The organism is Paramagnetospirillum marisnigri (assembly GCF_001650715.1).
Lineage (GTDB): Bacteria > Pseudomonadota > Alphaproteobacteria > Rhodospirillales > Magnetospirillaceae > Phaeospirillum > Phaeospirillum marisnigri.
This window is the reverse complement of record NZ_LWQT01000043.1, coordinates 1-25908: the sequence shown is the minus strand read 5'-3', so window position 1 is coordinate 25908 and position 25908 is coordinate 1. Positions and strand designations below refer to the sequence as shown.

Annotated in this window: 28 protein-coding genes and 2 pseudogenes; 19 read left to right on the top strand and 11 right to left on the bottom strand. The window is 66.2% G+C overall.

Annotated elements, in window-relative coordinates:
• Positions 1 to 4: 4 nt before the first annotated feature.
• The gene (locus A6A04_RS05645; RefSeq protein WP_068490791.1) at positions 5 to 781 is read right to left on the bottom strand and encodes an enoyl-CoA hydratase/isomerase family protein; all 777 of its coding nucleotides are present in this window, start codon (positions 779 to 781) and stop codon (positions 5 to 7) included.
• Positions 782 to 1315: 534 nt separating this feature from the next.
• The gene (locus A6A04_RS05640) at positions 1316 to 1681 is read right to left on the bottom strand and encodes a c-type cytochrome (protein WP_068490789.1); all 366 of its coding nucleotides are present in this window, start codon (positions 1679 to 1681) and stop codon (positions 1316 to 1318) included.
• Positions 1682 to 1825: 144 nt separating this feature from the next.
• On the opposite strand from A6A04_RS05640, the gene A6A04_RS05635 reads away from it, so the two are divergent.
• From A6A04_RS05635 to A6A04_RS05585, 11 genes are all read left to right on the top strand, one after another.
• Positions 1826 to 2779: an alpha/beta hydrolase gene (locus A6A04_RS05635; RefSeq protein WP_156612487.1), complete on the top strand. Its 954-nt coding sequence runs from the start codon at positions 1826 to 1828 to the stop codon at positions 2777 to 2779.
• 377 nt (positions 2780 to 3156) lie between these two features.
• Entirely contained in the window at positions 3157 to 4155 is a 999-nt protein-coding gene (locus A6A04_RS05630) for an FAD:protein FMN transferase (RefSeq protein ID WP_068490787.1), read from the top strand.
• Between the two features lie 5 nt (positions 4156 to 4160).
• On the top strand, positions 4161 to 4679 hold the full coding sequence (locus A6A04_RS05625) for a SoxR reducing system RseC family protein (protein ID WP_068490786.1): 519 nt from the start codon (positions 4161 to 4163) through the stop codon (positions 4677 to 4679).
• A 14-nt stretch (positions 4680 to 4693) separates the two neighbouring features.
• A complete protein-coding gene (gene rsxA / locus A6A04_RS05620) occupies positions 4694 to 5275 on the top strand; it encodes an electron transport complex subunit RsxA (protein WP_068490784.1) in 582 nt (193 codons plus the stop codon).
• A 12-nt stretch (positions 5276 to 5287) separates the two neighbouring features.
• Positions 5288 to 5827: an RnfABCDGE type electron transport complex subunit B gene (locus tag A6A04_RS05615; protein WP_068490782.1), complete on the top strand. Its 540-nt coding sequence runs from the start codon at positions 5288 to 5290 to the stop codon at positions 5825 to 5827.
• A 13-nt stretch (positions 5828 to 5840) separates the two neighbouring features.
• On the top strand, positions 5841 to 7328 hold the full coding sequence (gene rsxC, locus A6A04_RS05610; RefSeq protein WP_068490780.1) for an electron transport complex subunit RsxC: 1488 nt from the start codon (positions 5841 to 5843) through the stop codon (positions 7326 to 7328).
• Positions 7325 to 8401 carry an RnfABCDGE type electron transport complex subunit D gene (locus A6A04_RS05605; protein ID WP_068490779.1) on the top strand — a complete coding sequence of 359 codons (1077 nt, stop codon included), beginning with the start codon at positions 7325 to 7327 and terminating at the stop codon, positions 8399 to 8401. Before rsxC ends, A6A04_RS05605 begins: the two co-directional genes overlap by 4 nt.
• Entirely contained in the window at positions 8398 to 9027 is a 630-nt protein-coding gene (gene rsxG, locus A6A04_RS05600; RefSeq protein WP_068490777.1) for an electron transport complex subunit RsxG, read from the top strand. Before A6A04_RS05605 ends, rsxG begins: the two co-directional genes overlap by 4 nt.
• Positions 9027 to 9698, top strand: coding sequence for an electron transport complex subunit E (locus tag A6A04_RS05595; protein WP_068490775.1), 672 nt, complete (start codon positions 9027 to 9029; stop codon positions 9696 to 9698). The genes rsxG and A6A04_RS05595 overlap by 1 nt, the downstream gene beginning before the upstream one ends.
• 70 nt (positions 9699 to 9768) lie before the next feature.
• On the top strand, positions 9769 to 10053 hold the full coding sequence (locus tag A6A04_RS05590) for an RnfH family protein (protein WP_068490773.1): 285 nt from the start codon (positions 9769 to 9771) through the stop codon (positions 10051 to 10053).
• Positions 10050 to 10466 (top strand): hypothetical protein, encoded by a 417-nt coding sequence (locus tag A6A04_RS05585; RefSeq protein ID WP_068490771.1) that lies wholly within the window; start codon positions 10050 to 10052, stop codon positions 10464 to 10466. The genes A6A04_RS05590 and A6A04_RS05585 overlap by 4 nt, the downstream gene beginning before the upstream one ends.
• 60 nt (positions 10467 to 10526) lie before the next feature.
• Here the strand turns inward: A6A04_RS05585 and A6A04_RS05580 are convergent, their stop codons facing one another.
• Positions 10527 to 10790: a DUF2312 domain-containing protein gene (locus A6A04_RS05580; RefSeq protein ID WP_068490769.1), complete on the bottom strand. Its 264-nt coding sequence runs from the start codon at positions 10788 to 10790 to the stop codon at positions 10527 to 10529.
• Between the two features lie 102 nt (positions 10791 to 10892).
• Between A6A04_RS05580 and A6A04_RS23385 the strand changes: the two genes are divergently transcribed.
• The gene (locus A6A04_RS23385) at positions 10893 to 11015 is read left to right on the top strand and encodes a hypothetical protein (protein ID WP_281196679.1); all 123 of its coding nucleotides are present in this window, start codon (positions 10893 to 10895) and stop codon (positions 11013 to 11015) included.
• Positions 11016 to 11017: 2 nt separating this feature from the next.
• On the opposite strand, the gene A6A04_RS05575 is transcribed toward A6A04_RS23385, so the two are convergent.
• Complete coding sequence (locus A6A04_RS05575) at positions 11018 to 11809, bottom strand: N-formylglutamate amidohydrolase (RefSeq protein ID WP_068490768.1); 792 nt, start codon at positions 11807 to 11809, stop codon at positions 11018 to 11020.
• Between the two features lie 152 nt (positions 11810 to 11961).
• On the opposite strand from A6A04_RS05575, the gene ykgO reads away from it, so the two are divergent.
• Complete coding sequence (gene ykgO, locus A6A04_RS05570; RefSeq protein WP_068490766.1) at positions 11962 to 12087, top strand: type B 50S ribosomal protein L36; 126 nt, start codon at positions 11962 to 11964, stop codon at positions 12085 to 12087.
• A 112-nt stretch (positions 12088 to 12199) separates the two neighbouring features.
• On the opposite strand, the gene A6A04_RS05565 is transcribed toward ykgO, so the two are convergent.
• The 3 genes from A6A04_RS05565 to A6A04_RS05555 form a co-directional block, all read right to left on the bottom strand.
• A complete protein-coding gene (locus A6A04_RS05565) occupies positions 12200 to 12550 on the bottom strand; it encodes a DUF2023 family protein (protein ID WP_068490764.1) in 351 nt (116 codons plus the stop codon).
• On the bottom strand, positions 12547 to 13029 hold the full coding sequence (gene fldA, locus A6A04_RS05560; protein ID WP_068490762.1) for a flavodoxin FldA: 483 nt from the start codon (positions 13027 to 13029) through the stop codon (positions 12547 to 12549). Before fldA ends, A6A04_RS05565 begins: the two co-directional genes overlap by 4 nt.
• 75 nt (positions 13030 to 13104) lie before the next feature.
• A complete protein-coding gene (locus A6A04_RS05555; RefSeq protein WP_245651085.1) occupies positions 13105 to 16653 on the bottom strand; it encodes an ATP-binding protein in 3549 nt (1182 codons plus the stop codon).
• 96 nt (positions 16654 to 16749) lie between these two features.
• Between A6A04_RS05555 and A6A04_RS05550 the strand changes: the two genes are divergently transcribed.
• Positions 16750 to 18051, top strand: coding sequence for a radical SAM protein (locus A6A04_RS05550; RefSeq protein ID WP_068490758.1), 1302 nt, complete (start codon positions 16750 to 16752; stop codon positions 18049 to 18051).
• On the opposite strand, the gene A6A04_RS05545 is transcribed toward A6A04_RS05550, so the two are convergent.
• Positions 18052 to 20124, bottom strand: coding sequence for a sensor histidine kinase (locus tag A6A04_RS05545; protein WP_245651084.1), 2073 nt, complete (start codon positions 20122 to 20124; stop codon positions 18052 to 18054).
• A gap of 101 nt (positions 20125 to 20225) precedes the next feature.
• On the opposite strand from A6A04_RS05545, the gene A6A04_RS05540 reads away from it, so the two are divergent.
• The gene (locus tag A6A04_RS05540) at positions 20226 to 21017 is read left to right on the top strand and encodes a substrate-binding periplasmic protein (protein WP_068490754.1); all 792 of its coding nucleotides are present in this window, start codon (positions 20226 to 20228) and stop codon (positions 21015 to 21017) included.
• Here A6A04_RS05540 and A6A04_RS05535 read toward each other — a convergent pair.
• The gene (locus tag A6A04_RS05535; protein ID WP_068490752.1) at positions 21009 to 21902 is read right to left on the bottom strand and encodes a dihydrodipicolinate synthase family protein; all 894 of its coding nucleotides are present in this window, start codon (positions 21900 to 21902) and stop codon (positions 21009 to 21011) included. The genes A6A04_RS05540 and A6A04_RS05535 overlap by 9 nt on opposite strands.
• Before the next feature lie 63 nt (positions 21903 to 21965).
• Here A6A04_RS05535 and A6A04_RS05530 point away from each other — a divergent pair, with 63 nt between their 5' ends.
• The 4 genes and pseudogenes from A6A04_RS05530 to A6A04_RS22660 all read left to right on the top strand — a co-directional run.
• Positions 21966 to 22892 carry an AEC family transporter gene (locus A6A04_RS05530; protein WP_068490750.1) on the top strand — a complete coding sequence of 309 codons (927 nt, stop codon included), beginning with the start codon at positions 21966 to 21968 and terminating at the stop codon, positions 22890 to 22892.
• 33 nt (positions 22893 to 22925) lie between these two features.
• Positions 22926 to 23414, top strand: a complete 489-nt coding sequence (locus A6A04_RS05525) for a hypothetical protein (protein ID WP_068490748.1) — start codon at positions 22926 to 22928, stop codon at positions 23412 to 23414.
• Positions 23414 to 24598, top strand: a complete 1185-nt coding sequence (locus A6A04_RS05520; RefSeq protein ID WP_407670241.1) for a BaiN/RdsA family NAD(P)/FAD-dependent oxidoreductase — start codon at positions 23414 to 23416, stop codon at positions 24596 to 24598. The genes A6A04_RS05525 and A6A04_RS05520 overlap by 1 nt, the downstream gene beginning before the upstream one ends.
• Positions 24573 to 24713: pseudogene (locus A6A04_RS22660) on the top strand (IS5/IS1182 family transposase); the annotation flags it as partial. The gene A6A04_RS05520 and the pseudogene A6A04_RS22660, both read left to right, overlap by 26 nt.
• Before the next feature lie 169 nt (positions 24714 to 24882).
• On the opposite strand, the gene A6A04_RS05515 reads toward A6A04_RS22660, so the two are convergent.
• Together A6A04_RS05515 and A6A04_RS23070 are read right to left on the bottom strand one after the other, a co-directional pair.
• Entirely contained in the window at positions 24883 to 25761 is an 879-nt protein-coding gene (locus tag A6A04_RS05515; protein WP_068490745.1) for a 3-hydroxybutyryl-CoA dehydrogenase, read from the bottom strand.
• A gap of 45 nt (positions 25762 to 25806) precedes the next feature.
• Positions 25807 to 25908, bottom strand: a pseudogene (locus A6A04_RS23070) (electron transfer flavoprotein subunit alpha/FixB family protein); the annotation flags it as partial.

The following is a 25908-nucleotide window of genomic DNA, read 5'->3' as shown; positions in this document are numbered from 1 at the left end:
CTCCTTAGTTGGCTGACTTGTTCAGGAAGGCCTCGACCCGGGCGCGGGTCTCGGGCTCATGGAGGAGAAGGTCGCGGGTGCGCTCCAGTTCCTCCTGATAGCCGTCGCGGGTCGGATCGAAAGCAGCGGCGATGCAGGATTTGGACGCCGCCACGGCGGCGCGGGGCAGACCGGCGACCCGTTCGGCCAGGGCGGCGGCGAAACCGGCCAATTCGGCGCGGGGCACCGCCCAATGGACCACCCCCAGCGACTGCGCCGCCTCGCCGCCTAGAATCTCGGCGCCCAGGATCAGGCGGCGCGCCACCGACGGCCCGCACAACCGGGTCAGGCGCTGGGTGCCGCCCGCGCCAGGGATCAGGCCCAAATTGACCTCTGGCAGCGCCAGCTTGGCCTCGATCGCCGCGACACGGAAATCGCAGGCCAGCGCCAGTTCCAGCCCACCGCCCATGGCGGCGCCCCCCACCTCGGCGATGGTGGCGACGCCCAATGTCTCGATGCGCTTCAGCACGTCCTGGATATCGCGAACGAAATCGATCTGGGCGTCGACCTTGTCGGGATCGCTCAGATTCTCCCGCATCTCGGCCAGATCGGCCCCGGCGCAGAACGCCTTGCCCGCCGAGCGGATATGCACCGCGCCGACGCCCCGGTCGGCCTCCACCTCGTCCATGGCGGCGTGCAGCGCCTTGATCAGCGCCTTGGACAAGGCGTTGACCGGCGGAGAGTCCAGGGTAAGGACCGCCACCTTGCCGACGCGGGAGATATGGAGAACCGGAACCGACATGCGACCCTCTGACTGAATGACCATTCATTATGACTGAATGATCATTCAGTGAAATGCGCATGTCAATACCCATTTGGCATGGCGGTAATGGAGCGAGGGCACCCCGCCCCAACCGGACTCGTCACCTCCGCCAAAGCGGGAGTCCATGACTGGACCCTGGAGTGTCCGGTCTAAATTCTGGCTGATGGATCAGATGATTCACCACCAAGACACCAAGAGGCTTCCTTTTCCTTCGTCATCACCGGGCTCCGTCCCGGTGATCCACGCGGCTCCTCCCCCTTGGTGCCTTCGCGCCTTGGTGGTCAATCATTTTTCAAGTCCCCTGGCGGGGCCGATGCCCTAAAACGCAGACGCATTCAGGCTCTCGGCCGAACAAGGGAAAATTAAACCGGACAGCCGTGGGCTTGACCCGGCCATCCATGGACCCTCGGGTCGAGCCCGAGGGTGGCGAGAAGGAAAATCGATTCCCGGCAAAGCGGGAATGACGAGCTCAGCCATGGCTTGCCCGACTCGCCCGAACCTGGCTTCCCGGGCTTACTTCAAGGTCTTGATGAAAGCGACCAGGGCGGTGATCTCGTCGGGATTCTTGACGCCGACGAAGATCATCTTGTTGCCGGGGATGGAGCCCTTGGGATCGGCCAGATAGGCGGCCAGATTTGCATCGTCCCAGGACTTGCCCCAGCCGGTCATGGCGGGAGAATATTTGAATCCGGCAGCGGCGGTTCCCGCCTTGGAGCCATAGACACCGAACAGGCTGGGGCCGACGCCGTTGGCTCCGGCTTCCAGCTTGTGGCAGGCCTTGCAGGCGGCAAAAGCGGCGGGCGGATCGGCGGCGAGCACGGGCTGGGCGGCGAGAACGGCGAAGGCGCCGATGATGGCTGCGCTGAGAATGGTCTTCATGACGTCTCCGGATGATTAGCCTGGGTGATTATGCCCATAGGATAGCGTGACTGGCGGCCGCCAGAAAGGCGAAATGCCCGCAACCGCGCCTTGCCTCGCGATGGCGGATCGGACAGGCTATGCCCCATGGGGAGGGTTATGATCATGAACCAGGGAACAGTTTCCATCGGCACCAAGGGGCAGTTGGACGAGGACGTCGCCTTCATCCTGGCCAAAGCGGCGGAACTGAAGCTGCCGTCGCTGTCGTCCATGACGCCCATCGAGGCCCGCGCCGAGTTCGCCCGCAGGCTGTCGCGCACCAATCCCGCCGCTCCCGAGGGTGTCGATGCGGCCGACAGCGCCATTCCCGGCCCCGGCGATGCCATCCCCATCCGCCTGTACCGCCCGCAAGCCGCCGCGCCCAAGGGCGTGCTGCTGTATTTCCACGGCGGCGGTTTCGTGGTCGGCGACCTCGACACCCATGACGCCATCTGCCGCGTCATCGCTTCGCGCACCGGTTCGGCGGTGGTGTCGGTGCACTACCGCCTGGGGCCGGAACACCCCTACCCCGCCGCCATCGAGGACGGCATCGCCGCCTTGCGCTGGCTGGCCGCCACCTTCACCGCCGTCCCGCTGGCGGTAGCGGGCGACAGCGCCGGAGGCACAATGGCGGCGGTGGTGGCGTTGCATGCCCGCGACCTGGGCATTCCCCTGGCCCTGCAGGCCCTGATCTATCCGGCAGTGGACCAGTCGGGTGACTTCCCCTCCCGTTCCCGGCTGGCCGAGGGCCATCTGCTGACCGAGACCGATATCCAATGGTTCACCCGGCAGTATTTCGTCGGGCGCGAGTTGCCGGTGCTGGAATCTGACGCCTCGCCGCTGCGCGCCGCCCTCCATGCCGGTCTGGCCCCCGCCCTGGTGCTGACCTGCGGCTTCGACCCCCTGGTGGACGAGGGCGACGCCTATGCCGCCGCCCTGACCAAGGCGGGCGTGCCGGTGCGTCATGTCCGGCTGGAAGGCGCCATCCACGGCTGCCTCGGATTGGCGGCCTATCTGGCCTGCGGCCGCGCCGCCCTGGATCAGGTTTGCGACACCTGGAGCGCCATCCTGGGCGGCTGAGCGACAGGCCGCTGTCGCAACCCCGACAATGGTCCAGGCCTGACCACGTAAATCCGCCATTTCCGGCCATGGCACGGGCTTTGCTTTTGTGCACCGCAACGCCGTTTGGGGAATACGGCCGCTTCGCATCTGCGAAAGCCGCATTTTTCCTGCGACTATTCCCACCCGAAGGGCGGGAAGATGCCTCCCCCGCCGGGTTGGCATAGGGTTAACGTATTGTTTTGCAATGGTGAATAATTCGGCATCTTGATGCGTATTTTGGTGCGGCCCGGGCTTGCAGTCCTCATCCAGGTCGCATACCATCAATGTGACGCATTTTTGAGCAACTTTAAACTACCGGATCGCAGGATATCTTGCCCGAGGGAGGCCCAGGTTCCATGACCGTTCGTATCACCCGCCGCCGTGCCATCACCGTCCTGGCCGCCGCCGCCGGTCTGCCGCTGCTCCTCAAGGCGAACCGGGCCGAGGCCCGCCTGTATCGCTGGGAAGGCACCACCCTGGGCGCGCCATCCTCCATTTCGCTCTATCACACCGACGAGGCCAAGGCCCGCGCCGCCGTGACCGCCGCCCTGGGCGAGCTGGCCCGGCTGGAGGCCATGTTCAGCGTCTATCGCGCCGATTCGAGCCTGTCGGCCCTGAACCGCGACGGCAAGCTGGACAATGCCCCGGTGGAATTCATCGAGATGATCGGCCGGGCCAAGAGCCTGGCCGCCATCACCGGCGGCGTCTACGACCCCACCATCCAGCCGGTGTGGTCGCTGTATTTCAGCCACTTTACCCAGCCCGCCGCCCCCACCGCCGCCCCGGCCGAGCGCGATCTCGCCGCCGCCCTGGCGTTGGTGGACTGGCGCGGCATCGAGATCGACGCCGCCAACCGCCGGGTCTCCCTGGCCCGGCCGGGCATGGCCGTGACCCTGAATTCCGGCGCCCAGGGCTATATCACCGACAAGGTGGCCGAGGTGCTGCGCGCCCACGGCTTCGCCAACATGCTCGTCGACATGGGCGAGCCCCGCGCTCTTGCCACCAAGCCCGACGGTTCGGCCTGGCGCATCGGTATCGCCAATCCGGCCGATCCCTCGCGCGCCGTCACCGAGATCGACGTGGTCGACAAGGCGGTGTCCACCTCGGGCGGCTATGGCACCTTGTTCGACGACGCGGGCAAGTTCACCCATCTGATCGATCCGCGCACCGGCCAGACCGCCCCCGCCCTGCTGGGTGTGTCGGTGGTGGCCGAGACCGCCGCCGTGGCCGACGGCCTGTCCACCGCCATGGTGCTGGCCCCGGTCGAGCGTCGCCAGCAGATCCTGCGCGACGCGGGCGGCCTGTCGGCCATCTTCGTCACGCCCGATGGCGTGGCGGCGACGGTAACGGCCTGATCCTGATGGACGCTCCTGGCTCCACCTTTCCGGATAGCGGCACCCACGGGCTGATCGAGGGCTTCGCCCGCGTCGTCGCCGTGGATGGCGGCCGGGCGTGGCTGGAGCCCGAGGAAACCACCAGTTGCGGCACCTGTCATTCGGCGGGGCTGTGCAGCATCGGCAAGGACGGCGGCAACGCCAAGCGTCTGGCCGCCAAGCGCTTCCCGCTGCCCGGCGATCTCGACCTTCGGGTCGGCGAGCGGGTGGTGGTGGGCATCTCGGAAGGCACGCTGCTGCGCGGCGCCGCCACCGCCTATGGCCTGCCGCTGGTGACCTTGCTGGCGGGCGGCATCCTGGGCCAGGAGGTCTACCGCACCGATTCCATGGCCGCCGCGGGCGCCGTGGCCGGGCTGGTGCTGGGCCTGGGGCTGGCCCGGCTGGTGGCCAATCATCTTTCCGCCCGGGGCGTGCTGTCGCCCCGCTTCCTTCGCAAGGCCTATGCCGCTCCTTCGGACGCGGCGTGCCATCCAGAACACGGCTAAGGGGAAACCGGACGATGGAACATTATCTTCTGCTGTTCATCAGCGCGGCGCTGGTCAGCAACGTGGTCCTGATGCGGTTCCTGGGCCTGTGTTCGTTCATGGGCGTCACCACCCGGGTCGATACCGCGCTGGGCATGGGCGCCGCCACCACCTTTTGCATCACGGTCTCGGCCATGATCGACTGGGGGGTGGAGAAGGCGCTGCTGGAGCCCTACGACCTGGGCTATCTGCGCACCGTCACCTTCATCCTGGTGATCGCCGCCGCCGTGCAGTTCACCGAGGCGGTGGTGCGCAAGGTGTCGCCCACCATGTTCCAGATGCTGGGCATCTATCTGCCGCTGATCACCACCAACTGCGCCGTGCTGGGCGTCAACCTGCTGCTGGTGGAAGGCAAGATGAACTTCATCGAAAGCACCGTCTTCGCCTTCGCCTCGTCGCTGGGCTATTCGCTGGTGATGGTGCTGTTCGCCGGTCTGCGCGAACGCCTGGCGCTCTGCAACGTGCCGCGCCTGTTCGCCGGACCGCCCATCGGCTTCATCACCGCCAGCCTGCTGGCCCTGGCCTTCATGGGCTTTTCCGGCATGAGCACCAATTAGGAGTCGCCGATCATGTTGTTGGATGTCGGAAGTCTGGCGGTAATGGGTGTGACCCTGGGCGCCATGTTGGGAACCGCCGCCAAGCTGCTGGCGGTGCCGGTCAACCCCATCGAGGAGGAGCTGCAGGCGCTGCTGCCCGGCTCGCAATGCGGCCAGTGCGGCTTCGTCGGCTGCTCGCAATACGCCGCCGCCCTGGCCAAGGGCGGCACGCCGATCACGCTGTGCGCGCCGGGCGGCAAGGGCACCATCGAGGCCCTGGCCAAGCGGCTGGGCGTCTCGGCCGATACCGACGGCCACGAGGAGAAGGGCCCGGAAGTGGCCTTCATCAACGAGGATTTGTGCATCGGCTGCCTGCGCTGCATCGGCGAATGCGGCTCCGACGCCATCGTCGGCGCGCCCAAGCAGCTGCACACGGTGATCTCGGACGCCTGCCACGCCTGCGGCAAATGCTTCAAGATCTGCCCCACCGAGGCCATCGTCATGAAGCCCATCGCCCCCACCATCGCCGGCTGGCATTGGAGCAAGCCCGGCGATACCCACGCCACGCATTGAGGAGAGACGGTCGATGAAGCTGTTTCCCATCATGGGCGGCATCCATCCGGAATACCGCAAGGAGCTGACGAGCGAGAAGGCTATCGTCGCCCTGCCGCTGCCCGAGGCCCTGTACCTGCCCCTGCAACAGCATATGGGCGCCCCCGCCGGCACCACGGTGGAGCCGGGCGATCTGGTGAAGAAGGGCCAGTTGCTGGCCCGCGCCTCGGGGGCCATCTCTGCCGCCGTGCACGCACCGACCTCGGGCCGCATCGAGGCCATCACCGAGATCACGGCGCCGCATCCCTCGGGCCTGCCGACGCTCACCATCATCCTGGTGCCCGATGGCAAGGACGAATGGGCCGAACTGCCCGACGCCATCGCCGATCCCTTCGCCGTCACCCCACAGGTCATCCGCGACCGCGTCGCCCAGTCGGGCATCGTCGGCATGGGCGGCGCCACCTTTCCCTCGGCGGTGAAGCTGGGGCTGGGCACCAGCCACAAGCTGGAAATCCTGCTGCTGAACGGCGCCGAGTGCGAACCCTATCTCACCTGCGACGACCGCATCATGCGCGAGCACGCGGACGCGGTGGTGGACGGGGCGCGGATCATGGCCCACGCCCTGGGCGCCCCCAAGGTGATCATCGCGGTGGAGACCAACAAGCCCCAGGCCATCGAGGCCCTGGGCAAGGCCGCCGCCGCCTTCGACAATGTCTCGGTGGCGCCGGTGCCGGTGCAGTATCCCATGGGGGCCGAGCGCCACCTGACCCAGGCCATCACCGGCCGCGAGACCCCGGCGCGCAAGCTGACCGCCGATGTGGGCGTAGTGGTGCATAACGTCGCCACCGCGCGGGCGGTGCATGACGCCGTGCGCCAGGGGCGCCCGCTGCTGTCCCGCGTGGTGACGGTGAGCGGCGGCGCCGTGGCCGAACCGAAGAATGTCGAGGTCCTGCTGGGCACCAAGGTGACCGAGTTGCTGAAGTTCTGCGGCGGCGCCCAGGGCGCCAAGCGCTTCGTCAGCGGCGGGCCGATGATGGGCCAGCCCCTGCCCTCGCTGGATGTTCCGGTGGTCAAGGGAACCTCGGGCATCCTGGGCCTGACCCTGGCCGAGACCAAGGAAGCCGAGCCCAGCCCCTGCATCCGCTGCGGCTCCTGCGTCACCTATTGCCCCTGCGGCCTGGTGCCGGTGGAGATGGCCTCGTTCATCCGGCATGAGAAGCTGGAGGAAGCGGCAAAGATCGGCGTGCAGGACTGCGTGTCCTGCGGCTCGTGCTCGTATATCTGCCCGTCGCACATCCCGCTGGTCCATTACTTCAACTACGCCAAGGGCCGCATCGCCGCCCTGGACCGCGAGCGGCGCAAGATGGAACAGACCAAGGCCCTGGTCGAGGCGCACAACGCCCGTCTCGAGCGTCAGGCGCAAGCCAAGCGCGAGGCCGCCGCCAAGGCCAAGGCTGCCAAGGAGGCGGCCGAGGCGGCCGCCCAGGCTCAATCCTCCACCCAAGGCGGGGCCAGCGCATGAGCATCGTCGTCGATCGTAGCGGACCGTTCACCCACGGTTCCAACAATGTCTCGCGCACCATGTTCACGGTGCTGGCGGCGCTGACTCCCGCCACCTTGTTCAACCTCTATCTGTTCGGCTGGCCCGCCATCTTCCTGTTCGTGGTCACCATGGCCGCCTGCCTGGCCTCGGAATTCATCGCCATCCGCGTCGGCGGCGGCGATCCCAACCGGGCGCTGGGCGATGGCTCGGTGCTGATCACCGGCTGGCTGCTGGCGCTGTCGCTGCCGCCCTGGGCGCCCTGGTGGGTGGCGGTGGTGGCCTCGGTCTTCGCCGTCTTCCTGGCCAAGCACGCCTTCGGCGGCCTGGGCCAGAACGTGTTCAACCCGGCCATGGTCGGCCGCGTGGTGGTGCTGGTCTCCTTCCCGGTGCAGATGACCGCCTTCGTGCCCGCCAAGCCGCTGTTCTCGGCCGGAGCCCCGGGCTTTGCCGAAAGCCTGCACATCACCTTCGGGCGTGGGGTGAGCCTGGACGGCATCAGTGCCGCCTCGCAGTTGGGCTATATCAAGACCGAGCTGTCGCGCGGCGTGCCGGTCACCCAGTCCATGGCCCATCTGCCCGACCTGTCGGACATGATGCTGGGCTTCCACCCCGGCTCCATGGGCGAGACGGCACTGCCGCTGATCCTGCTGGGCGGCCTGTTCCTGATGGCGCGCAAGATCATCACCTGGCATGTGCCGGTGGCCATGCTTGGCACCTTGTTCGTGCTGGGAACCGTGTTCAACACCCTGGACCCGGCGCGGCACGCCTCGGGCTGGTTCCACCTGATCTCGGGCGCGTCCTTCCTGGGAGCCTTCTTCATCGCCACCGACTATGTCACCTCGCCGGTGTCCAAGCAGGGCCAGCTGGCCTTCGGCATCGGAATCGGGCTGCTGACCTGGATCATCCGCACCTATGCGGGCTATCCCGAAGGCGTCGCCTTCGCGGTGCTGCTGATGAACGCGCTGACGCCCATCCTCGACCAACACTTCCGGCCGCGCGTCTTCGGACGCACGCGCAAGGGCGAGCCGCTGCCGCTCAAGGGGGACAAATGAGCACCGCCATGAAGCCCACCTGGGTCCACGCCACCATCCTGGGGGCCTTCTGCGCCGGTTTCGGCGTGCTGCTGGCCCTCACCGACGATGTCACCAAGGAGCCCATCAAGGAGCGCGCCCTGGAGGACAAGATGACCTCGCTGGGCCAGGTCATCCCCAAGTCCATCCACGACAACAACCCGGTGACCGACGCCATCGCCATTCCCAACCCCAATGCGGGCGGACATGGCGGCACCGCCGAGACCGTGGTCTATCGCGCCATGAAGGGCGGCCAGATCACCGGCCTCGCCTATGAGGTCAATGCCAGCGGCGGCTATGGCGGGCCGATCAAGCTGATGCTGGGCGTGGCGCCGGACGGCAAGCTGCTGGGGGTGCGCGTCATTTCCCACAAGGAGACCCCCGGCCTGGGCGACAAGATCGATGCCGTCAAGACCGACTGGATCACCCGCTTCACCGGGTTGAGCCTCGGCAATCCGCCGGTGGAGAAGTGGAAGGTCAAGAAGGACGGCGGCCAGTTCGACCAGTTCTCCGGCGCCACCATCACGCCGCGCGCCGTGGTCGGCGGCATCCGCACCGGACTTGAATTCTTTGCCGCCAACGCTCCCCGCATGATGGAGAAGAAGTGATGTCTGCCAAATACGGACAGATCGTCAAGGACGGATTGTGGGAAAACAACGGCGTGCTGTGCATGCTGCTGGGCATGTGCCCGACCATGGCCATGACCGGCACCGCCACCAACGGCTTCGGCATGGGCATCGCCACCGCGGTGGTGATGGCCGCATCGAACCTGATGGTGGCCATGTTCCGCAACTACGTCACCCACGAGGTGCGCATCCCGGTCTATATCCTGATCGTGGCCGCCAATGTCACCTTCGTCGACCTGGGCATGAACGCCTGGATGCACGAGTTGTACAAGGTGCTGGGCCTGTTCATTCCGCTGATCGTCTCCAACTGCCTGCCGCTGGCCCGCCTGGAGGCCTTCGCCGCCAAGGAGCCGGTGCTGCCCTCCTTCCTGGACGGATTGTTCATGGGCCTGGGCTTCACCTTCGCCCTGACCGCCATCGGCGCGGTGCGCGAGATGATCGGCCAGGGCACCCTGTTCGCCGACGCCGCCCTGCTGCTGGGGCCGTGGGCCAAAGTGCTGGAACTGCGCATCATGCCCGCCGACTGGGGCATCCTGGTGCTGATCCTGCCGCCCGGCGGCTTCCTGGTGGCCGGGTTGATGGTGGTGGCCAAGCGCATGATCGACCTTGCCTCGGGCAAGGAAATCAAGATGGCCGGTGCCCACAGCGTCTAGGAACGGGAACATCGGAGCGCGGGCGTCCCCGCCCGCCGACCGAGGGACAGATGTTAAGAGGAAGCGGATCATGAAGGTCGGTGTCGTCTACGCCATTCCCACCCGCCAGTCCTGGCTGACCATCGACGTGCCCGAGGGCACCACGGTGAAGCAGGCCATCGAGAAGTCGGGCATCCTGCACCAGTTTCCCGAGATCGATCTGGAGACCCAGAAGGTTGGCATCTTCGGCAAGTCCACCACGCTCGACGCCGTGATCGAGGAAGGGGCCAGGATCGAGATTTACCGCCCCATCACCGCCGACCCCAAGACCGTCAAGCGCCGCGCCAAGGAAGGCGGCGAAGGAGCCGAAGGATGAGCACCCAGGACGATCTTACGGTCACCCAGGCCGTCGCCTATGCCGTCATGTACGCGCTGGACACCGAGGCGGGAGCCTCGTGGAAGGCCTGGGCCCATATCTGGCTGAAGGGCGACGACCGTTCGGCCCATTCCGCCCAGGTGGCCGCCGCCGGGGCCACCACGCCCTCGGCGCGGCATGCCGCCAACGCCGCCCGCCTGCTGGCCGAGGCCACCCAGTTGCAGACCGAGGCCGCCATGCTGATGAGCGAGAACCGCAACGCGGTGTGGCAGTTGGACCAGTACGACCAGCGTAACGCCCAAAGCCTGAACGAGGTGGCGGAATCCATCCGCATGTCGTCCAGCGACGGCACGCTGGACACCGAGACGCCGCGCGCCGCCGAATTGCGCGCCAAGGCCATGCGCGAGTTCTGAGACCTTTACGATCGACCCCTCTCCCGCTTGCGGGCGAGGGATATCGTGCGCCGAGTGCCCTCAGGCCTCGCCGATGGCGGCGAGGTAAAGGTCGAGGATCTGCTGTTCCTCTTCCCGCTCGGCCCGGTCCTTCTTGCGCAGGCTGACGATCTTGCGAATGATCTTGGTGTCGAAGCCTTGGCTCTTGGCCTGGGCATAGACGTCCTTGAGATCGGCGCCCAGCGCCTTCTTCTCTTCCTCCAACCGCTCGATCCGGTCGATGAACTGGCGCAGGGCTTCCGCGGCAATGCCGCCGATCTGGCTGTTCGTCTGGTCGTCGCTCATGAAGGTCTTCCTCTGCTTCGCGGATCGCCGACCATAGCCAAGCCCCGCCCCGGGTTCAAGCGAGTGTTGCCCATAACGGCATGATCCTGTTACGCTAGAATCATGATGAGAAATATCGCCACCATCCTGTTATGCCTCGTCCTGGCCGCCTGCGCCAACTGCAACATCAGCGCGGACAATGACGACAATCAGGAGCGCTGCTGGATATTCCAGAAGGGCATCTGAGGTCAGTAGACCTGGACCCGGTGCAGGGCGGGATCGTTCAGCACCGGCACCAAGACCTCGGCCAGCAGATCGGCCCAGCGCTGGCATCCCGCCTCGTCCATCAGCAGGTCCTGACGGATTTCGAACGAGACATTGGGCAATCCCGCCGCCCCGGCATGGGTGTCCAGGGTATAGTTGATTTCCTTGCCGGAATAAGGCTGGTTGTCGCCGACCACCAGATCGCCACGGGCGCGCAGCGCCGCCAGCAGCGGCTCGGACATGCGGGGATCGCGGTTCCACAGCACGCCCACATGCCAGGGTCGCGGTGCGCATCCATTGATGCGGGGCGTGAAGCTGTGCACCGCCACCACCGCCGGGGCGGTGCCGTGGCGCCACAGATGGGCGATGCGGTTGCCGATCTCGGTGTGATAGGGCCAGAACCAGCGCTGGGCGCGGTCCGCGGCCTCGGCCTCGCTCAGGCCCCGATTGCCCGGGACTTCCACCGTGCAGGAATTGGCCGGAATCGAGGTGGGATCGCCCGGCTGGCGGTTGCAGTCGATCACCAGGCGGCTGATGCCCGCCAGCACCGCCGGGCAGCCCAGGCGGGCGGCCAGCGCCCGCGTCACCAGGGCGGCGCCGATATCCCAGGCCACATGGCATTCCCGCTCCGACCGCTCCAGGCCAAGCTCGCCGAGATCGGGCGGAATCGCCTTGGACGCATGGTCGCAGACCAGAAGCACGCGGGCATCGTCGTCGCCCTCGACACACTCGAAAGCAGGTGGAAGATTGGGCGGATCGGGAATGAAGGTCAGCATGACCGCACTATAACCCGACCGATGGACAGGATTCGAGCGCCGGATACAAAATATGTTCCATGGGGGTGTTGACAGCCCGCGCCAGTTTCCCTATTTTCCCGCCTCCAGTCGACGCCGTTTTGGGCGACCTTACGCATTCAGGAATTTGGACCATGAAGATTCGCAATTCGCTCAAGTCGGCCAAGCTGCGCGACAAGAACTGCCGCATCGTCCGCCGCAAGGGCCGGGTCTACGTCATCAACAAGACCAACCCGCGCTACAAGGCTCGCCAGGGCTGATCGCCCCGGCCGGACCGGTGCGTCAGGCCCCGGTCGATGCGAACCGCGCCCCTCCAGGGAGCGCGGTTTTTGCATTTGCGGCAAAGGGGCCCGATCGGTCAGCGACAGGAATTCAGGCGCTGGCCTGCCTTGGTCCGCCGGTCATGGCCAGGAATCGCAGGCATTGCTGCTCGCGGTCATAGCCAAGCAGCGTCCCCAGGATGAAGTCCTCTTCCGGTGTCAGGTGGCACAGCGGCTTGGTCACCATGCGACGGACCAGTTCGACGCAGGGAGCCCGGCCGAAAAAGACATTGGCCTTGGCGGCGCTGACCCGATGGGCGTAATGCTCGATGGCCTCGGCCTGCAGGCGCCGGACCACCACCGCCGCTTCCTGGGTGGTCATGGTCATCATGAACAGCTGCCGAACCCCCTTGCGGTATTCGTAGAGCTGGTGGACCACATGGCCCATGACCGATGACTTCATGGCAGTTGTCCGATCCAGGCGTTGACGCGGTCGTCGGTCAGGTGGGACTGGGTGTCCTCGTCCAGGGCCAGGCCGACGAAACGCCCATCGCGGAACGCCGTCGAGGCGGAAAAGTCATAGCCGAAGGTGTCGGTGAAGCCCACCACCTGGGCGCCGCGCGCCACCACCTTGTCGTAAAGAATGCCCATGGCGTCCACGAATGAGTCGGGATAGGTCATCTGATCGCCGGTTCCGAACAGCGCCACCTTGCACGACGCCAGATCGGCGGCCTCCAACTGGCCGATATGGGTGTCCCAATCGCTCTGCAACTCGCCGATGCCATAAGTGGGACAGCCCAGGATCAACAGATCGCAGCTTTCGTAATCCGCCGTCCTGGCCTTCTGGACGCTCAACAGGCGCCCCCCGGTCTTGGCGGCGATCTTGACGGCAACGGCCTTGGTGGCCCCGGAATCAGATCCGAATATCACGGTCACGGTCATATCCTGCTCCTGGCTGAGGACGATGCCAGACAATATCGCGATTGACACTCATTCGCAATAACAGACAGTGAGCCGTCACATGGCGTCGATGGCCTCGCCCACCTCGACAAAGGCGATCTTGGCCACGGGCAGAAGTTCGGCGGCGGCGTCCAGATTGCCGGCAGCGCAATCGGACTCGATCTCGGCGCAGTAGCGGGCGAAGCGGAAGGCACCCGCGCTGTTGCCACCGCCCTTGCAGGAATGGGCCGCCTCGCGGGCGGCAATGGCATCTCCGGCGATGATGGCGGCTTCCAGCTCGTCCAGCAGCGGGCGGGTGGTATCCATGAACAGTTCCAGCAGTTCGCGCACCTCGTCGCCGATCTCGCCGAAGATCTGGCGCATGGGATCAAGGTCCAGGACCGGCGGCAGGTTACCTGACGGAATGCGGCTGGTCTGGCTGGCAATTGGTGGCGCCTCCCCCGCCGGGCGGCGCGAGCGAAGTGCCGCCGCCATGGGCAGCAGGCGGCGAATGGTGCCGTCCAACTGCTTAAGGTCGATGGGCTTGGCCAAGAAGCCATCCATGCCGCATTCATGGCAGCGCCGGGAAGTGCCCGACAATGCGTCGGCGGTCAGCGCCACGATGGGCAAATGGTCGCCGGTATCCAGTTCGGCTTCCCACTGCCGCACCCGGTGGGTCAGTTCATAGCCGTCCATCTCGGGCATGTGGCAATCGGTCAGCAGCAGCCCATAGTCCCGAATCTGCATGCGGTCCCAGGCCTCGGCACCATTGTCCACCACCTCGATGGCATAGCCCAGCCGCTCCATCAGATGGCGGATCACCACCTTGTTGGTGGGATTGTCCTCGGCCACAAGAATCAGCGCCCCGGCGGCGGCGGCTTCCTCCACCGTGGGCTGGATCCATGTCTCCACCTGTCCGTCCTCGACCTGGGCGGCGGCAGCCGGATCGGCACGACCGACCGCGGCGGACACGGCGCGCCACAGCAGGCGCTGGCGCACGGGCTTGGGCACGACACCGAACAGTCCCAAGGCATCGGCTTCGGCGGAGGCGGCGGGATAGGCATCCTGTCCGACCATCATCATCATCCGCATCTCGCCCTCGGAACCGGCAGCGGTGATCAAGGCTCCGGCCAGGCCGAGACGCTGACGATAGTCGACACCGCCGTCCAGCAGGGCGACATCATAGGCCCAACCCGCCAGCGCCGCCGCCCTCACCGCCGCCAAGGCGCCATCGGGCGAGGCCACAACCGCCACCTGGGCCCCGAGATGGCCGAGATATTGCCGGATGGAATCCGCCGCCACCGGCCCCTCGGCCAGAACCAGAACCGCCTTGCCGGTCAGATCGGGACCGGTTTCCGATTGCTCCACCGCCACATCCAGGGGGATTTCGAACCAGAAGGTGGACCCGGCGCCGATATTACTGGCGACGCCGATATCGCCATTCATGATCGCCACCAGACGGCGGCAGATGGACAGACCAAGGCCGGTGCCGCCATAGCGGCGTGAAATGGTGATATCGGCCTGCATGAAGGGCTCGAACAGGCGGGCCTGCTGCTCGGAATCCAGGCCGATACCGGTATCGGTGATGGAGAAACGCAGCCGCAGCGGCCGGGCCGAACCGTCGGCCGCGCCGACGCCGATGCGCACATAGCCCTTGTCGGTGAACTTGATGGCATTTCCCGCCAGATTGGTGATGATCTGGCGCAACCGCACCGGATCGCCCAGCACCCGCGACGGCAGCGTCGGGTCCACATGGGTGATGAGGCCGATGCCCTTTTCCTGGGCGCGCAAGGTCAGCAGTTCGGCGACGCCTTCCACCAGATCGACCACCGACATCTCCACCGTCTCCAGTTCGAGCTTGCCCGCCTCGATCTTGGAGAAGTCCAGGATGTCGTTGATGATGGTCAGCAGCGCCGTTGCCGAGTCGCGGATGACGCGGGCCATCTCGCGCTGCTCGGCGGCAAGCGGCATGTCCTCCAGCAACTGGGCCATGGTCAGCACGCCGTTCATGGGGGTGCGGATTTCGTGGCTCATGGTGGCCAGGAACAGGGATTTGGCCTGGCTGGCATCCTCGGCCATGCGCTTGGCCTCGGCCAGGGCGGCCTCCTCCTCCTTGTGGCGGGTGATGTCGGTGGAGGAGACGATCACCGCCGGCTCGCCATCCATCTCGATCTCGGCCGCCGACAGCATGGCCCAGAATTCGTGGCCGGAGCTGTCACGCATACGGCACTCGAAACCCGGCACGAAGCCGCGCTGGCGCACCAGTTCCACCAGCTTGCGCCGATCGGCGGGCTGAGCATAGCAACTGGCCACGCTCATCCCCATGGCCTCGGCCTCCGAGATCAGATAAAGCTCGGTCCAGCGGGGATTGACCGAAATCAGGGAGTGATCGGCCACCCGGGATATGGCCAAGGCCAGCGGCGAGGTATCGAGAATCCGGCGCAGGCGTTTCTCGCTTTCCACCAGGGCACGGGTGGATTCCTGCACCTTGGCCATGGCATCGCGGAACACCACCAGCTCGGCGGCCATATCGGCGATCTCGTCCTTGCCGGTACCGGGAATGGGCGTGTGGAAATCACCCTCGACGATACGGTGCATGGCTTCCGCCAGACCGGTCAGACGGCCCACGAGGCTGCGGCCCAGATACAGCCAGACGAACAGCAGCGGCCCGAAGAAGGTCAGCATGGCCACCACCAGGAGGGTGTAACGGCCAAGTTTCACCGCGTTTTCGGTGCGGCGTTCATTGTCGGCGGCATCGGTCTCGGCGGCGGAAACCAATCGCCCCACCGCCGACGAGGTCCGTGCCACCAGATCGCGGCCCTCGTCATTGGCCGCCGCCAGGCGGGCAATGGTCAGCATCTGCAGGCTGCGCAGCTCGAACACGTTCTCGGGGCCAGTGCCCAGCGCCAGCACCCGGCGGGTCAGTTCGCGCCCGCGCAGGCCACGGCTGCCCTCGCCCGCCGCTTCCACCAGCATGGGCAGCTTGCGGACCTGCTCTTCATAGGCGCTGCGCAGCTCGCCCACCTTTTCCAATTCGGGCGCGACCACCGCCTCGCGCAGATAATTCGAGGCCAGCACCACCACCGCCAGAATGGGATCGGTGCCGATGCCTTCGACCTCGCGGTGGATTTCCAGATCAAGACGGGTGATGACCTCGGCCAGGACCCGGGCGCGTTCGACCAGTTGCAGACGCTTATCCACCAGGATGTTGCGATCGACCACATTGTCGCCGAAGGCGGCGATCATCGAGCGCAGTTCCTCGACCCGGCCGGTATCGGAGGAACTCACCGCCAACTGGTCGATCAGGGCCAGCAGGCGCTCCGTCTGCTGTTGCAGGGCGACGAAATTGCTCTGACGCTGGAACTGGGACTGCGAACTGTCCAGGGCAGGCGCCGCCGCCGCCAGCCGCGCCGTGGCCTCGGAAAGCTTCAGGGCATTGGACACGCTGGGCAAGTTGGTCCGCGTCACCGCCGCCAACAGCCGCTCGATCTCGGAATAGCTGAACCAGGTCAGGACGGCACCCGCCAGAATCATGACGGCCACGGTCCCCACCGCGACCACCAGTTTGGCGCGGATGCCAAACCGCCACCGTCCCCGCGCGTCCTTGTCCGCCACAGCGCTACCCACGCGCCACATCCCCCGTTTCATGCATAGGCGGCCATAATGCCCCAGGTCACCCCGCCATGGAAGTAGGACGGGCGGAGGTGCTAGGATGCGCCGACCATGAGCAAAGCCAAGACGAAGATCGAACCCGCCGCCGTGCTCGCCGAGGCGCAGCGGCTGATGAATGCCCAGTTGCTGCTGGACGCCATCGCCCTGCTGGAACCCCTGGATGGCGAACCGGAATGCGACTATTGCCGGGCGGGGATGCTGCTGGTGCTCGACCGCCCGGCCGAATCGGAAGTTCTGTTTCGCCGCCTGCTGGCCCTGGCGCCCGACCACCTTGAATGCGCCGTCGGCCTGGCGGGCAGCCTGGTGGCCCAGGGGCGTGCCACCGAGGCGCTGCCGCTGCTGAAACGGGCGGTGGCCGCCCAGCCGGATTCCGCCCGCATCGCCTATCTGGCCGGCGTGGCGCTGGACGAGGCCGGACTGCTGGACGCCTCCGCCGCCCAGTTGGCGAAGGCCCGCAATCTGGTCATCGCCCCCGCCGAGCGGCGTGGCCTGGTCCCGTTCGAGATTTATGTCCAGCTGTCGCGCCGCTGCAATCTGCGCTGCACCATGTGCGGCTGGGAAATCTGGAAGGACAATTCCGGCTTCATGGAAGCGGACGTGTTCGAGCGGGTGATCGCCGAGGCCAAGGCCTGCGGCATCAAGACCATGCATATCCTGGCCGGACAGGGCGAGCCCTTCTTGCACCCCCAGATCTTCGAGATGCTGGAACGCGCCGTGGCCGAGGGCTTCGAGGTCGGCATCGTCACCAACGGCACGCCGTTCACGCCAGAGCGGATCGAGCGGCTGGGCCGCCTGGGCTTGGCCTATCTCCAGTTCTCCTTCGCCGGGTGGGACGCTCCCAGCTATGAAAGCGTCTATGTGGGTGCCAAGTTCGAGCGCGCCATCGTCAATCTGAAGGCCATCAATGCCACCCTGGCCGGAACCCGGACCAATTTCATGGTCAAGGCGATCGCCCTGGGCGATTGGCAGGAGGACCTGCGCAAGACCCGCGCCTTCCTCGCCAGCCAGGGCGTCACAAAGGTGTGGACCCTCAAGGCCAATAATTTCGGTGGTTCGGTCCAATGCGGCCAGTTGCACGAGCGCCACAAGGTCTGGACCCTGAAAAGCATCGACCACCACCGCCTGATGCCGTGCCGCATCTTCCTCAAGGCGGTGGGAGTATTCTGCGACGGCACCGTCACCGCCTGTGGCTGCTACGATTCCAATGCCCAGTTGAAAATCGGCAACATCATGGAGCAGGGGCTGGCGGAAATCCGCAATGGCGAAACCTGGCGCCGAATCCTGGAGGGCTTCCGCGCGGGCGACGTGTCCGGCGTCCCCATGTGCGGCACATGCGACGATCCGTTCGGCTGATCAGGCGGCTGGCAGGGTGAAGACGAAGGTCGAACCGCTGGTTCCGTCGGAGTCCACATGGATGCTGCCATCCGCCGCCTCGACGATCTTGCGGGCGATGGCCAGCCCGATGCCGGTGCCCGCAGGCCCGGCATGGTGGTGGAGCCGCTCCAGCGGCACGAAAATCCGCTCGAAATAAGTGGCCTCGATACCGATGCCGTTGTCGCGAAGCCGCAACCGCCAGAAGCGGCCGTCCGGCTCGGCGTCGAGCACCAGCAAAGGTGGCCGGTCGGGGTGGCGGAAATCCACCGCGTTCTTCACCAGGATGTCGAACAACTCATCCAGCCTGCGCTGGGACATCGCCACCTGGGGTAGTGCGCCATGCTCCACCGTCAGGGTCCCGCCGGGGCAACCGGGCGCATATTTGGCCACCGCGGTGTTCAAGGCCCGGGCGACATCGGCCACCACCCCCTTGACCTGTTCGCGCTCCATGGCGAGATAGCTCTGCACGCCGCGCAGCATGTCCACCAGCCGGGCCGAGGCGGAAATGATCCGTTCCGCCGGGGTCTTCTCTTCGACCGAGGCATCCGGACCCAGCCGCAGCATCAGCAGTTGCGCCTGCAACCGCATCTGTCGGGCAGGTTCCTGCAGGTGGTGGGCGAGCACGAAGGAGAAGCGCTCGAGATCGGCGCTGGTGCGCGCCACGTCGTCATAGGCGGCGGCCAGGGCGGCGCGCGCCTCTTCCTCGTGGGTGACATCTCGTTGAACGCCGACCCAATGGGTGATCACGCCGGTGGAATTGCGGACAGGAGACAGGGAGACATGGTTCCAGAACGGCGTCCCGTCGGCCCGCACATTGCGCAGCAGCACCGTCACCGCGCGGCCTTCCGCCAGCGCCTCGCGAATACGGTCCAGCCCCTCCTGGTCGGCCTCGCCATCATGCAGAAAGCGGGCATTGCGTCCCAGCACCTCGGCGGCGCCATAGCCAGTGATCTGCTCGAAGGCCTGGTTGACATAGAGCAGCGGCAGATCGCCCGATGACGCGTCGGCAATGGTGACACCGTTGGAGACATTGGCGAGCACACGGTCGCTGAGCCGCAGCCGCGCTTCGTCGCGGGCGCGCCGGGCCAGGGTCCGCACCAGCACCACCGTCAGTCCCAGCACCACCAGACTGACCAGCCCCACCGGGACGGCGATGCTGTCCAGGTTGCGGCGCCAATTGGCCAAAGCCCGATCCATGGGAATGCCGACGCTGACCACCAGCGGCCAGGCCAGCGTGGTGCGATAGCTGGTGATCCGCTTCACGCCATCGTCGTCATGGTCGATGAAGCCCCCCATCTCGGATTTCTTGAGATGGACGGCGAACAGCGGCAAGGTCGATCGGCTTGTGGGAGGCGTCGTCACCATGGCAACCTCGCCCGCCAGCAGCACGCCATCATAGCGCCACAGCCGCACCCGGGCGCCACTTTCCTGCTCGATCTCGTGGAACATGCCCGAGAAGTATTCGGGGTTGATGGCCGCCACCACCAGCGAGACGATGGAACCATCCCGATTGCGTACCGCCGCGCTCACCGGAACCAGACTGTGACCTGCGGCGCGAGCGCCATCGCCCATGAATCGCCCGGCCATGGGCGCGCCGATGACCAGCGAGCGGGGTAAGCGGTTCAGATCATCAAGGGTGGCGGAGATATCCACATGCCGCCCGCGGGGAGGCGCCGCGCTGTCGAACAGGATATGGCCGTCCAGGCCCACAACCACGATCTGACGGATATGCGGCGCCAGTTGCAGACGTTGCGCCACCTGACGGGCCAGCCCCCCCTTGCGGTCATCGGCCAGATCACCGTCGCGGACCGATTCCGCCACCGAGGCCAGGGTGACATCGATGGAATTGACCGACCGGGCCACGGAGTCGGTCAGGGCACGGGCCAGGCTGCCGGCATTGCTTGCGGCCGCCGCGATGGCGTCCTGCCGCCCGGCCCACAGCGCCACTCCGGTAGCGATGGCCACCGCCAGGGCGACGCCAACGCCAAACACCGCCACCAGCCGTATCAGGGCGGAGGAATACAGAGGGTCCACCGGCACGCTGCCCAGCACGACCGTATCGGTCGGAAGGGGAGGCGACGTGGAACGATGAGAAGGCCTTCCCAGCATGGTTCAGATGCAATAGCATATATCCATTGTATCGGGAGGGAAAAATGAAGCGTCTGGCCCTGGCTTTGTGCGCGGTGGTGGTGTTGGGCGGCACGGCCGACGCGGCCGACCCCGGGCGACTGGATCGGATCAAGAAGGCGGGCGAGGTCCGCGTCTGCATCTGGCCCGACTACTACTCCATTTCTTACCGCAACACCCGCACCGGCCAGTTGGAAGGCATCGACATTGATCTGGCCAAGGAGTTGGGCAAGGATCTGGGGGTATCCGTCCGCTTCATCGACAGCTCGTTCAAGACCATGATCGACGATCTTCTGGCCGATCGCTGCGACGTTTCCATGCATGGCGTCGCCATCACCCCGGCCCGCCAGGAGAAGCTGGTCTTCACCAAGCCCCATCTGCGCAGCGGCATCTACGCCATCACCACCAAGACCCACCCGGTGATCAAATCCTGGGCCGATATCGACAAGGAGGGCGTGGTGGGCGCCGTCGCCGCCGGAACCTATATGGTCGAGGCCATGAAGAAGGAATTGAAGCAGGCCAAGCTGGTGGAAGTCGCCACCCCCGAGGCCCGCGAGCAGGAAGTGATGAGCGGCCGCGCCGACCTGTTCTTCACCGACTACCCCTATTCGCGCAAGATGCTGGCCCGCCATGACTGGGCCAAGCTGCTGGAACCGCCGACGCCGCTGGCGCCCAACGGCTATGCCTATGCCATGGCACAGGGCGATGCGGGCTGGCTGGAGGCCATGGACGCCTTCGTCGCCCGCGCCAAGGCGGATGGTCGGGTCCTGGCCGCCGCCAAGGCCAACGGCCTGGACGCCATCGCCGAGCTAAAATAGCACCCCGACTGACTTGAGGCGCGCCAGCAGTTCGGCCTCCTTGTCGACAGGGAGGCCGACCAGCGGCGGTCGCACCCGCCGCCAGCCCGCGTCACCAGTCCGGATCGCCGTCACCGCCTTCAAGGCGGCGATCAGCGGCATGCCTTCCATCACCGCCCGGAAGCCCTCCAGCCCGGCCTGCATGGCCTCGGCCCCGGCATCCCGCCAGCCGCGCACCAAGGCCAGCATGGCGGCGCCGTGGATATTGGCGTTGGCGCTGATGCAGCCCGCGCCGCCGGCCCGCATCACCGGCAGGATCAGCCGCTCGGTCCCGGCGAAGACCTTGAAGCCGGGGAAGGCGCGGCAGAGCGACACCATGTTGGAAAGATCGCCCGAGGAATCCTTCAGCCCCACCACCACGCCCGGATAGGCGGCCAGCAGCCGCTCGATCAGGGCATGGCCGATGGGAATCTGGCTCTGCTGCGGGAAATGGTAGAGGTAGACCCGCAGGCGTGAGTCGCCCACCCGCTGGATCACCTCGGAGAAGGCGGCGAACAGCCCGTCCTCGGAGACAGTCTTGTAGTAGAAGGGTGGCAGCATCAGCACGCCGGAACAGCCCCGCGCCACCGCATGCGCCGACAGCCGCACCGAATCGGTGAGCGCGCAACAGCCGGTGCCCGGCATCATCCGGCCGCGATCCAGACCGGCCTCGGCCAAGGCGTCCAGCAGCGCCATCTTCTCCTCCACCGACAGCGAGTTGCCCTCGCTGGTAGTGCCGAACGGCGCCAGCCCCAGCCCCTGGTCCATCAGCCAGCGCGCCAGCGCGACGAAGCGGACCGGATCGGGGGCAAGGTCGTCGCCATAGGGGGTGAGGATGGGCGCCAGGACGCCGTCCAGACTGGTCATGCCGCTTTTCCCTTTCGCAATCCGGCCCGAAACGCCACTCTACCCCTCTCGCGGATGGAGTCCATGTCCCTGCCCTTCGACACCGCCCTGGCCCTCAAGCTCGTCCCCCTCTACATCCTGGTGGCGGTGGGCTTCGCGCTCGGCCGCCTGCTGGATGTGAAGGGCCAGGACTTGGGTCGGCTGGCGCTTTACGTATTGTCGCCCGCCGTGGTGTTCAAGGCCTTCGTCGGCGCCGATCTCAAGGGCGCGCTGCTGCTGCTGCCGCTGGGAGTCTTCGCCCTGTGCGCCCTCACCGCCCTGCTGGCGCGGCCGCTGGCGGCGCGTTGCTGGACGGACGGACGCGAGCGCATCGCCGCCTTCACCGCCGGGACCGGCAATACCGGCTTTTTCGGCATTCCCGCCTGCCTCGCCCTGATCGGCCCGGAGTCGCTTCCTTATGTGGTGATGGTGTCGTTCGGCGCCACCGCCTATGAGAATTCGGTGGGCTATTACACCGTCGCCCGCGCCGAGGCCACCATGGGCGGCGCCCTGCTCCGGGTGCTGAAATTCCCCGGCCTGCACGCCTGCTGGATCGGGGTGGCCGTCAATCTCTACGGCATCAAGGTACCGCCCTCCCTGATGCAGACCGTCGATATCCTGAGCGGCGGTTTCGTGCCGGTGGGCATGATGATCGTCGGACTGGGCTTGGCCCAGATCCGCCGCCTGTCGCTGGATGTGGGCTTCACCGCCTTCACCTTCGCCTTCAAGTTCGCCCTGTGGCCCGCCTTGGCCCTGGGCTTCATCTGGCTGGACAAGACCTGGCTGCACGGCCTGGGCCGCACCGCCCATCAGGTGTTGCTGGTGGAAAGCCTAGTGCCGCTGGCCGCCGTCACCGTCGTCCACGCCCATCTCCGCAACATCCATCCCGACCGGGCCGCCATCGCGGTGGCGGGCTCCACCCTGTTCGCCCTGGCCTGGCTGCCGCTGGTGTTCGGCCGATTCGGGCCTTGACCCCAGCCCCGCCGCCCCCGAGACTCCGCCCCCATGGCCGATAACCCCACCCCCGAGCAGCAGACCGACTATCTGGTGCGCAAGCTGGAACAGACCATCCGCGACAACCGGACTGTCAAGGGCATGTCGTTCCGCACCTGGCAGGCCATCGCCCGGGAAGAGATCTACAACGCCATGCGCGCCAACGAGAAGCGCCAGCGCCAGCATGACCAGACCGTCAACCGGCTGGTGCTGGTGGCGGCCTCGTCGCTGGTGACCATCGGTTTCTGGGGCGCCATGGTGGCGGTCAACAGCGCCTATGGCGGGGTCGCCGCCGTCATCACCCTGGTGGCCGGTGCAGCCCTGTTCTTCGTCACCGCCGATTGGGGGATCAAGCGCTTCGTCTCGGGCTACGCCAGGGAGAAGCGGGCCGAGCGGCTGGCCCATATCGAGGACCTGGACAAGCGCATCAAGCGCATGGAACGCGACATGGAAAAGAAGGCCAAGTGGCTGAAGGAAAAGATGGAGGAAATCGAGGTTTGATGGTGGGAATGGTGTACGACGTCGCGGTGATCGGCGCGGGCGCCGCCGGGCTGATGGCGGCGGCGGTGGCGGCTGGCCGGGGACGCCGGGTGGTGGTCCTGGACCACAACGACCAACCGGGGCGCAAGATCCTGATATCCGGCGGCGGACGCTGCAATTTCACCAACCGCTCGGTTTCCCTCGCCAACTATCTGTCGGCCAATCCCCATTACGCCACCTCGGCGCTGAAACGCTTCGGCCCCGGCGAGTTCCTTGATCTGGTGGCCCGCCACCGCATTCCCTGGCACGAACGCGACCACGGCCAGTTGTTCTGCGACGATTCCGCCGCCCGCATCCTCGACATGCTGCTGGCGGAATGCGGAACGGGCGGCGTCGACATCCGCCTGGGGGCGCGCATCGGCACCATTTCCGGCGACGGGCCGTTCGAGATCGCCAACAGCCGGGGCAGTGTCACCGCCCACTCCCTGGTGGTGGCGACCGGCGGTCTGTCCCTGCCCAAGATCGGCGCCAGCGGCTTTGCCCATGCCCTGGCAAAGCGTCATGGCCTCGGCGTGGTCCCCACCGCCCCCGCCCTGGTGCCCTTGAGCTTCGCCGAGCCCGAACTGGGACTGATGCGCGATCTGGCGGGTATCGCCGTTCCGGCCGAGCTGTCCCTGGGCAAGACACGCTTCCGCGAGGCGCTGCTCTTCACCCATCGCGGCCTGTCCGGTCCCGCCACCCTGCAGATCAGTTCCTACTGGCGGCCGGGACAAGCCATCTCCATCAACCTGCTGCCGGATGTGGACGCCCGCGCCTGGCTGGTGGAGCGCAAATCGGCGCGTCCCAAGGCGCAGGTGGAAACAGTGGTGGCGGAACTGCTGCCCGCCCGCCTGGCCCGGGCCATGGTGTCCTTGGCGGGACTGGCGGACAAGGCCATCGGTCAGGTCCGCAATGCGGAACTGGAACGTCTTGCCCTGCACTTGGCGGCCTGGAGCCCGATTCCGACGGGAACCGAGGGCTATCGCGTGGCCGAGGCCACCCTGGGCGGCGTCGACACCCGTGATCTGTCGTCAAAGACCATGGCGGCCAAGCATCTTGACCGGCTGTTCTTTGTCGGCGAGGCGGTGGACGTCACCGGCTGGCTGGGCGGCTATAATTTCCAATGGGCGTGGTCGTCGGGCTGGGTGGCGGGCCAAAGCGCCTGACCTCTCCGCCGCAATCGCTATGGCTGGCACAGCCTATGACGCCGACCATTTCCGGCAGGTGATCGCTGACAAGGGAGCCATCGCCGTCACCCCCAACAATCCATCCCGCAGCCGCATACAATCTGGCGAGGTTGCCCAGGCTGATGGCGGCGGCCTGACCACGCCCGGTTCCGCCCAAAATCGGGCGGAACCGGGGAAACGAGGCCAATTACTCCGCCAAACCGCTCAAATTCGAGCGTCAGCGGTGGGAGTGTCGCTCAAGAGCGGTTCTTATCCGCAGCCTGTTAGCGGGTCGGAACCGGGGTCTCGCCGGTGTAGTCATAGAAACCGCGACCGGTCTTGCGACCCAGCCAACCGGCTTCCACATACTTCACCAGCAGCGGGCAGGGGCGATACTTGGTATCGGCCAGACCGTCATGCAGCACCTGCATCACCGCCAGACAGGTGTCGAGGCCGATGAAGTCGGCCAGTTCCAGCGGACCCATGGGATGGTTGGCGCCCAGCTTCATGGCGGTGTCGATGCAGGTGACCGAACCGACGCCCTCGTACAGGGTGTAGACCGCCTCGTTGATCATGGGCAGCAGGATGCGGTTGACGATGAAGGCCGGGAAGTCTTCCGCCGAAACCGGCTGCTTCTTCAGCTTCAGGGTCATGTCGCGCACCAGGGAGAAGGTCTCCTCGCTGGTGGCGATGCCACGGATCAGCTCGACCAACTGCATCACCGGCACCGGGTTCATGAAATGCATGCCCATGAACTTGGCGGGGCGGTCGGTGGCGGCACCCAGGCGGGTGATGGACAGCGACGAGGTGTTGGACGCGATATGGGCTTCCGGCTTCAGCACCGGGCACAGCTGGTTGAAGATCGCGCGCTTGATCTTCTCGTCCTCGGTGGCGGCTTCGATCACCAGATCGGAGTCGCTGAAATCCGCATAGGCGGTGGTCGGCTTGATGCGCGACAGGGTGGCGGCCTTGTCGGCCTCGGTCAGCTTGCCCTTGGAAACGGCGCGGCTGAGATTCTTGTCGATGACGCCCAGACCCTTCTTCAGGGCCTCGTCGCTGATGTCCAGCAGGATGATGTCGAAGCCCGATGCGGCACAGACATGCGCGATACCGTTGCCCATCTGGCCTGCGCCGATGACACCGATTTTCTGGATAGCGGTCATATGGATGACTCCCGGTTTATGGGCGCTGGCGCCGAAATGATGAAACTACTTGCCCAACTCGGAGGCGAGTTCAGGCAGAACCTTGAAGAGATCGGCCACCAGTCCGTAATCGGCCACCTGGAAGATGGGGGCCTCCTCGTCCTTGTT

Coding starts and splice junctions, on each gene's coding strand:
- A6A04_RS05645 (WP_068490791.1), bottom strand. CDS start 781: ATGTCGGTTCCGGTTCTCCATATCTCCCGCGTCGGCAAGGTGGCGGTC.
- A6A04_RS05640 (WP_068490789.1), bottom strand. CDS start 1,681: ATGAAGACCATTCTCAGCGCAGCCATCATCGGCGCCTTCGCCGTTCTC.
- A6A04_RS05635 (WP_156612487.1), top strand. CDS start 1,826: ATGAACCAGGGAACAGTTTCCATCGGCACCAAGGGGCAGTTGGACGAG.
- A6A04_RS05630 (WP_068490787.1), top strand. CDS start 3,157: ATGACCGTTCGTATCACCCGCCGCCGTGCCATCACCGTCCTGGCCGCC.
- A6A04_RS05625 (WP_068490786.1), top strand. CDS start 4,161: ATGGACGCTCCTGGCTCCACCTTTCCGGATAGCGGCACCCACGGGCTG.
- rsxA (WP_068490784.1), top strand. CDS start 4,694: ATGGAACATTATCTTCTGCTGTTCATCAGCGCGGCGCTGGTCAGCAAC.
- A6A04_RS05615 (WP_068490782.1), top strand. CDS start 5,288: ATGTTGTTGGATGTCGGAAGTCTGGCGGTAATGGGTGTGACCCTGGGC.
- rsxC (WP_068490780.1), top strand. CDS start 5,841: ATGAAGCTGTTTCCCATCATGGGCGGCATCCATCCGGAATACCGCAAG.
- A6A04_RS05605 (WP_068490779.1), top strand. CDS start 7,325: ATGAGCATCGTCGTCGATCGTAGCGGACCGTTCACCCACGGTTCCAAC.
- rsxG (WP_068490777.1), top strand. CDS start 8,398: ATGAGCACCGCCATGAAGCCCACCTGGGTCCACGCCACCATCCTGGGG.
- A6A04_RS05595 (WP_068490775.1), top strand. CDS start 9,027: ATGTCTGCCAAATACGGACAGATCGTCAAGGACGGATTGTGGGAAAAC.
- A6A04_RS05590 (WP_068490773.1), top strand. CDS start 9,769: ATGAAGGTCGGTGTCGTCTACGCCATTCCCACCCGCCAGTCCTGGCTG.
- A6A04_RS05585 (WP_068490771.1), top strand. CDS start 10,050: ATGAGCACCCAGGACGATCTTACGGTCACCCAGGCCGTCGCCTATGCC.
- A6A04_RS05580 (WP_068490769.1), bottom strand. CDS start 10,790: ATGAGCGACGACCAGACGAACAGCCAGATCGGCGGCATTGCCGCGGAA.
- A6A04_RS23385 (WP_281196679.1), top strand. CDS start 10,893: ATGATGAGAAATATCGCCACCATCCTGTTATGCCTCGTCCTGGCCGCC.
- A6A04_RS05575 (WP_068490768.1), bottom strand. CDS start 11,809: ATGCTGACCTTCATTCCCGATCCGCCCAATCTTCCACCTGCTTTCGAG.
- ykgO (WP_068490766.1), top strand. CDS start 11,962: ATGAAGATTCGCAATTCGCTCAAGTCGGCCAAGCTGCGCGACAAGAAC.
- A6A04_RS05565 (WP_068490764.1), bottom strand. CDS start 12,550: ATGAAGTCATCGGTCATGGGCCATGTGGTCCACCAGCTCTACGAATAC.
- fldA (WP_068490762.1), bottom strand. CDS start 13,029: ATGACCGTGACCGTGATATTCGGATCTGATTCCGGGGCCACCAAGGCC.
- A6A04_RS05550 (WP_068490758.1), top strand. CDS start 16,750: ATGAGCAAAGCCAAGACGAAGATCGAACCCGCCGCCGTGCTCGCCGAG.
- A6A04_RS05540 (WP_068490754.1), top strand. CDS start 20,226: ATGAAGCGTCTGGCCCTGGCTTTGTGCGCGGTGGTGGTGTTGGGCGGC.
- A6A04_RS05535 (WP_068490752.1), bottom strand. CDS start 21,902: ATGACCAGTCTGGACGGCGTCCTGGCGCCCATCCTCACCCCCTATGGC.
- A6A04_RS05530 (WP_068490750.1), top strand. CDS start 21,966: ATGTCCCTGCCCTTCGACACCGCCCTGGCCCTCAAGCTCGTCCCCCTC.
- A6A04_RS05525 (WP_068490748.1), top strand. CDS start 22,926: ATGGCCGATAACCCCACCCCCGAGCAGCAGACCGACTATCTGGTGCGC.
- A6A04_RS05520 (WP_407670241.1), top strand. CDS start 23,414: ATGGTGGGAATGGTGTACGACGTCGCGGTGATCGGCGCGGGCGCCGCC.
- A6A04_RS05515 (WP_068490745.1), bottom strand. CDS start 25,761: ATGACCGCTATCCAGAAAATCGGTGTCATCGGCGCAGGCCAGATGGGC.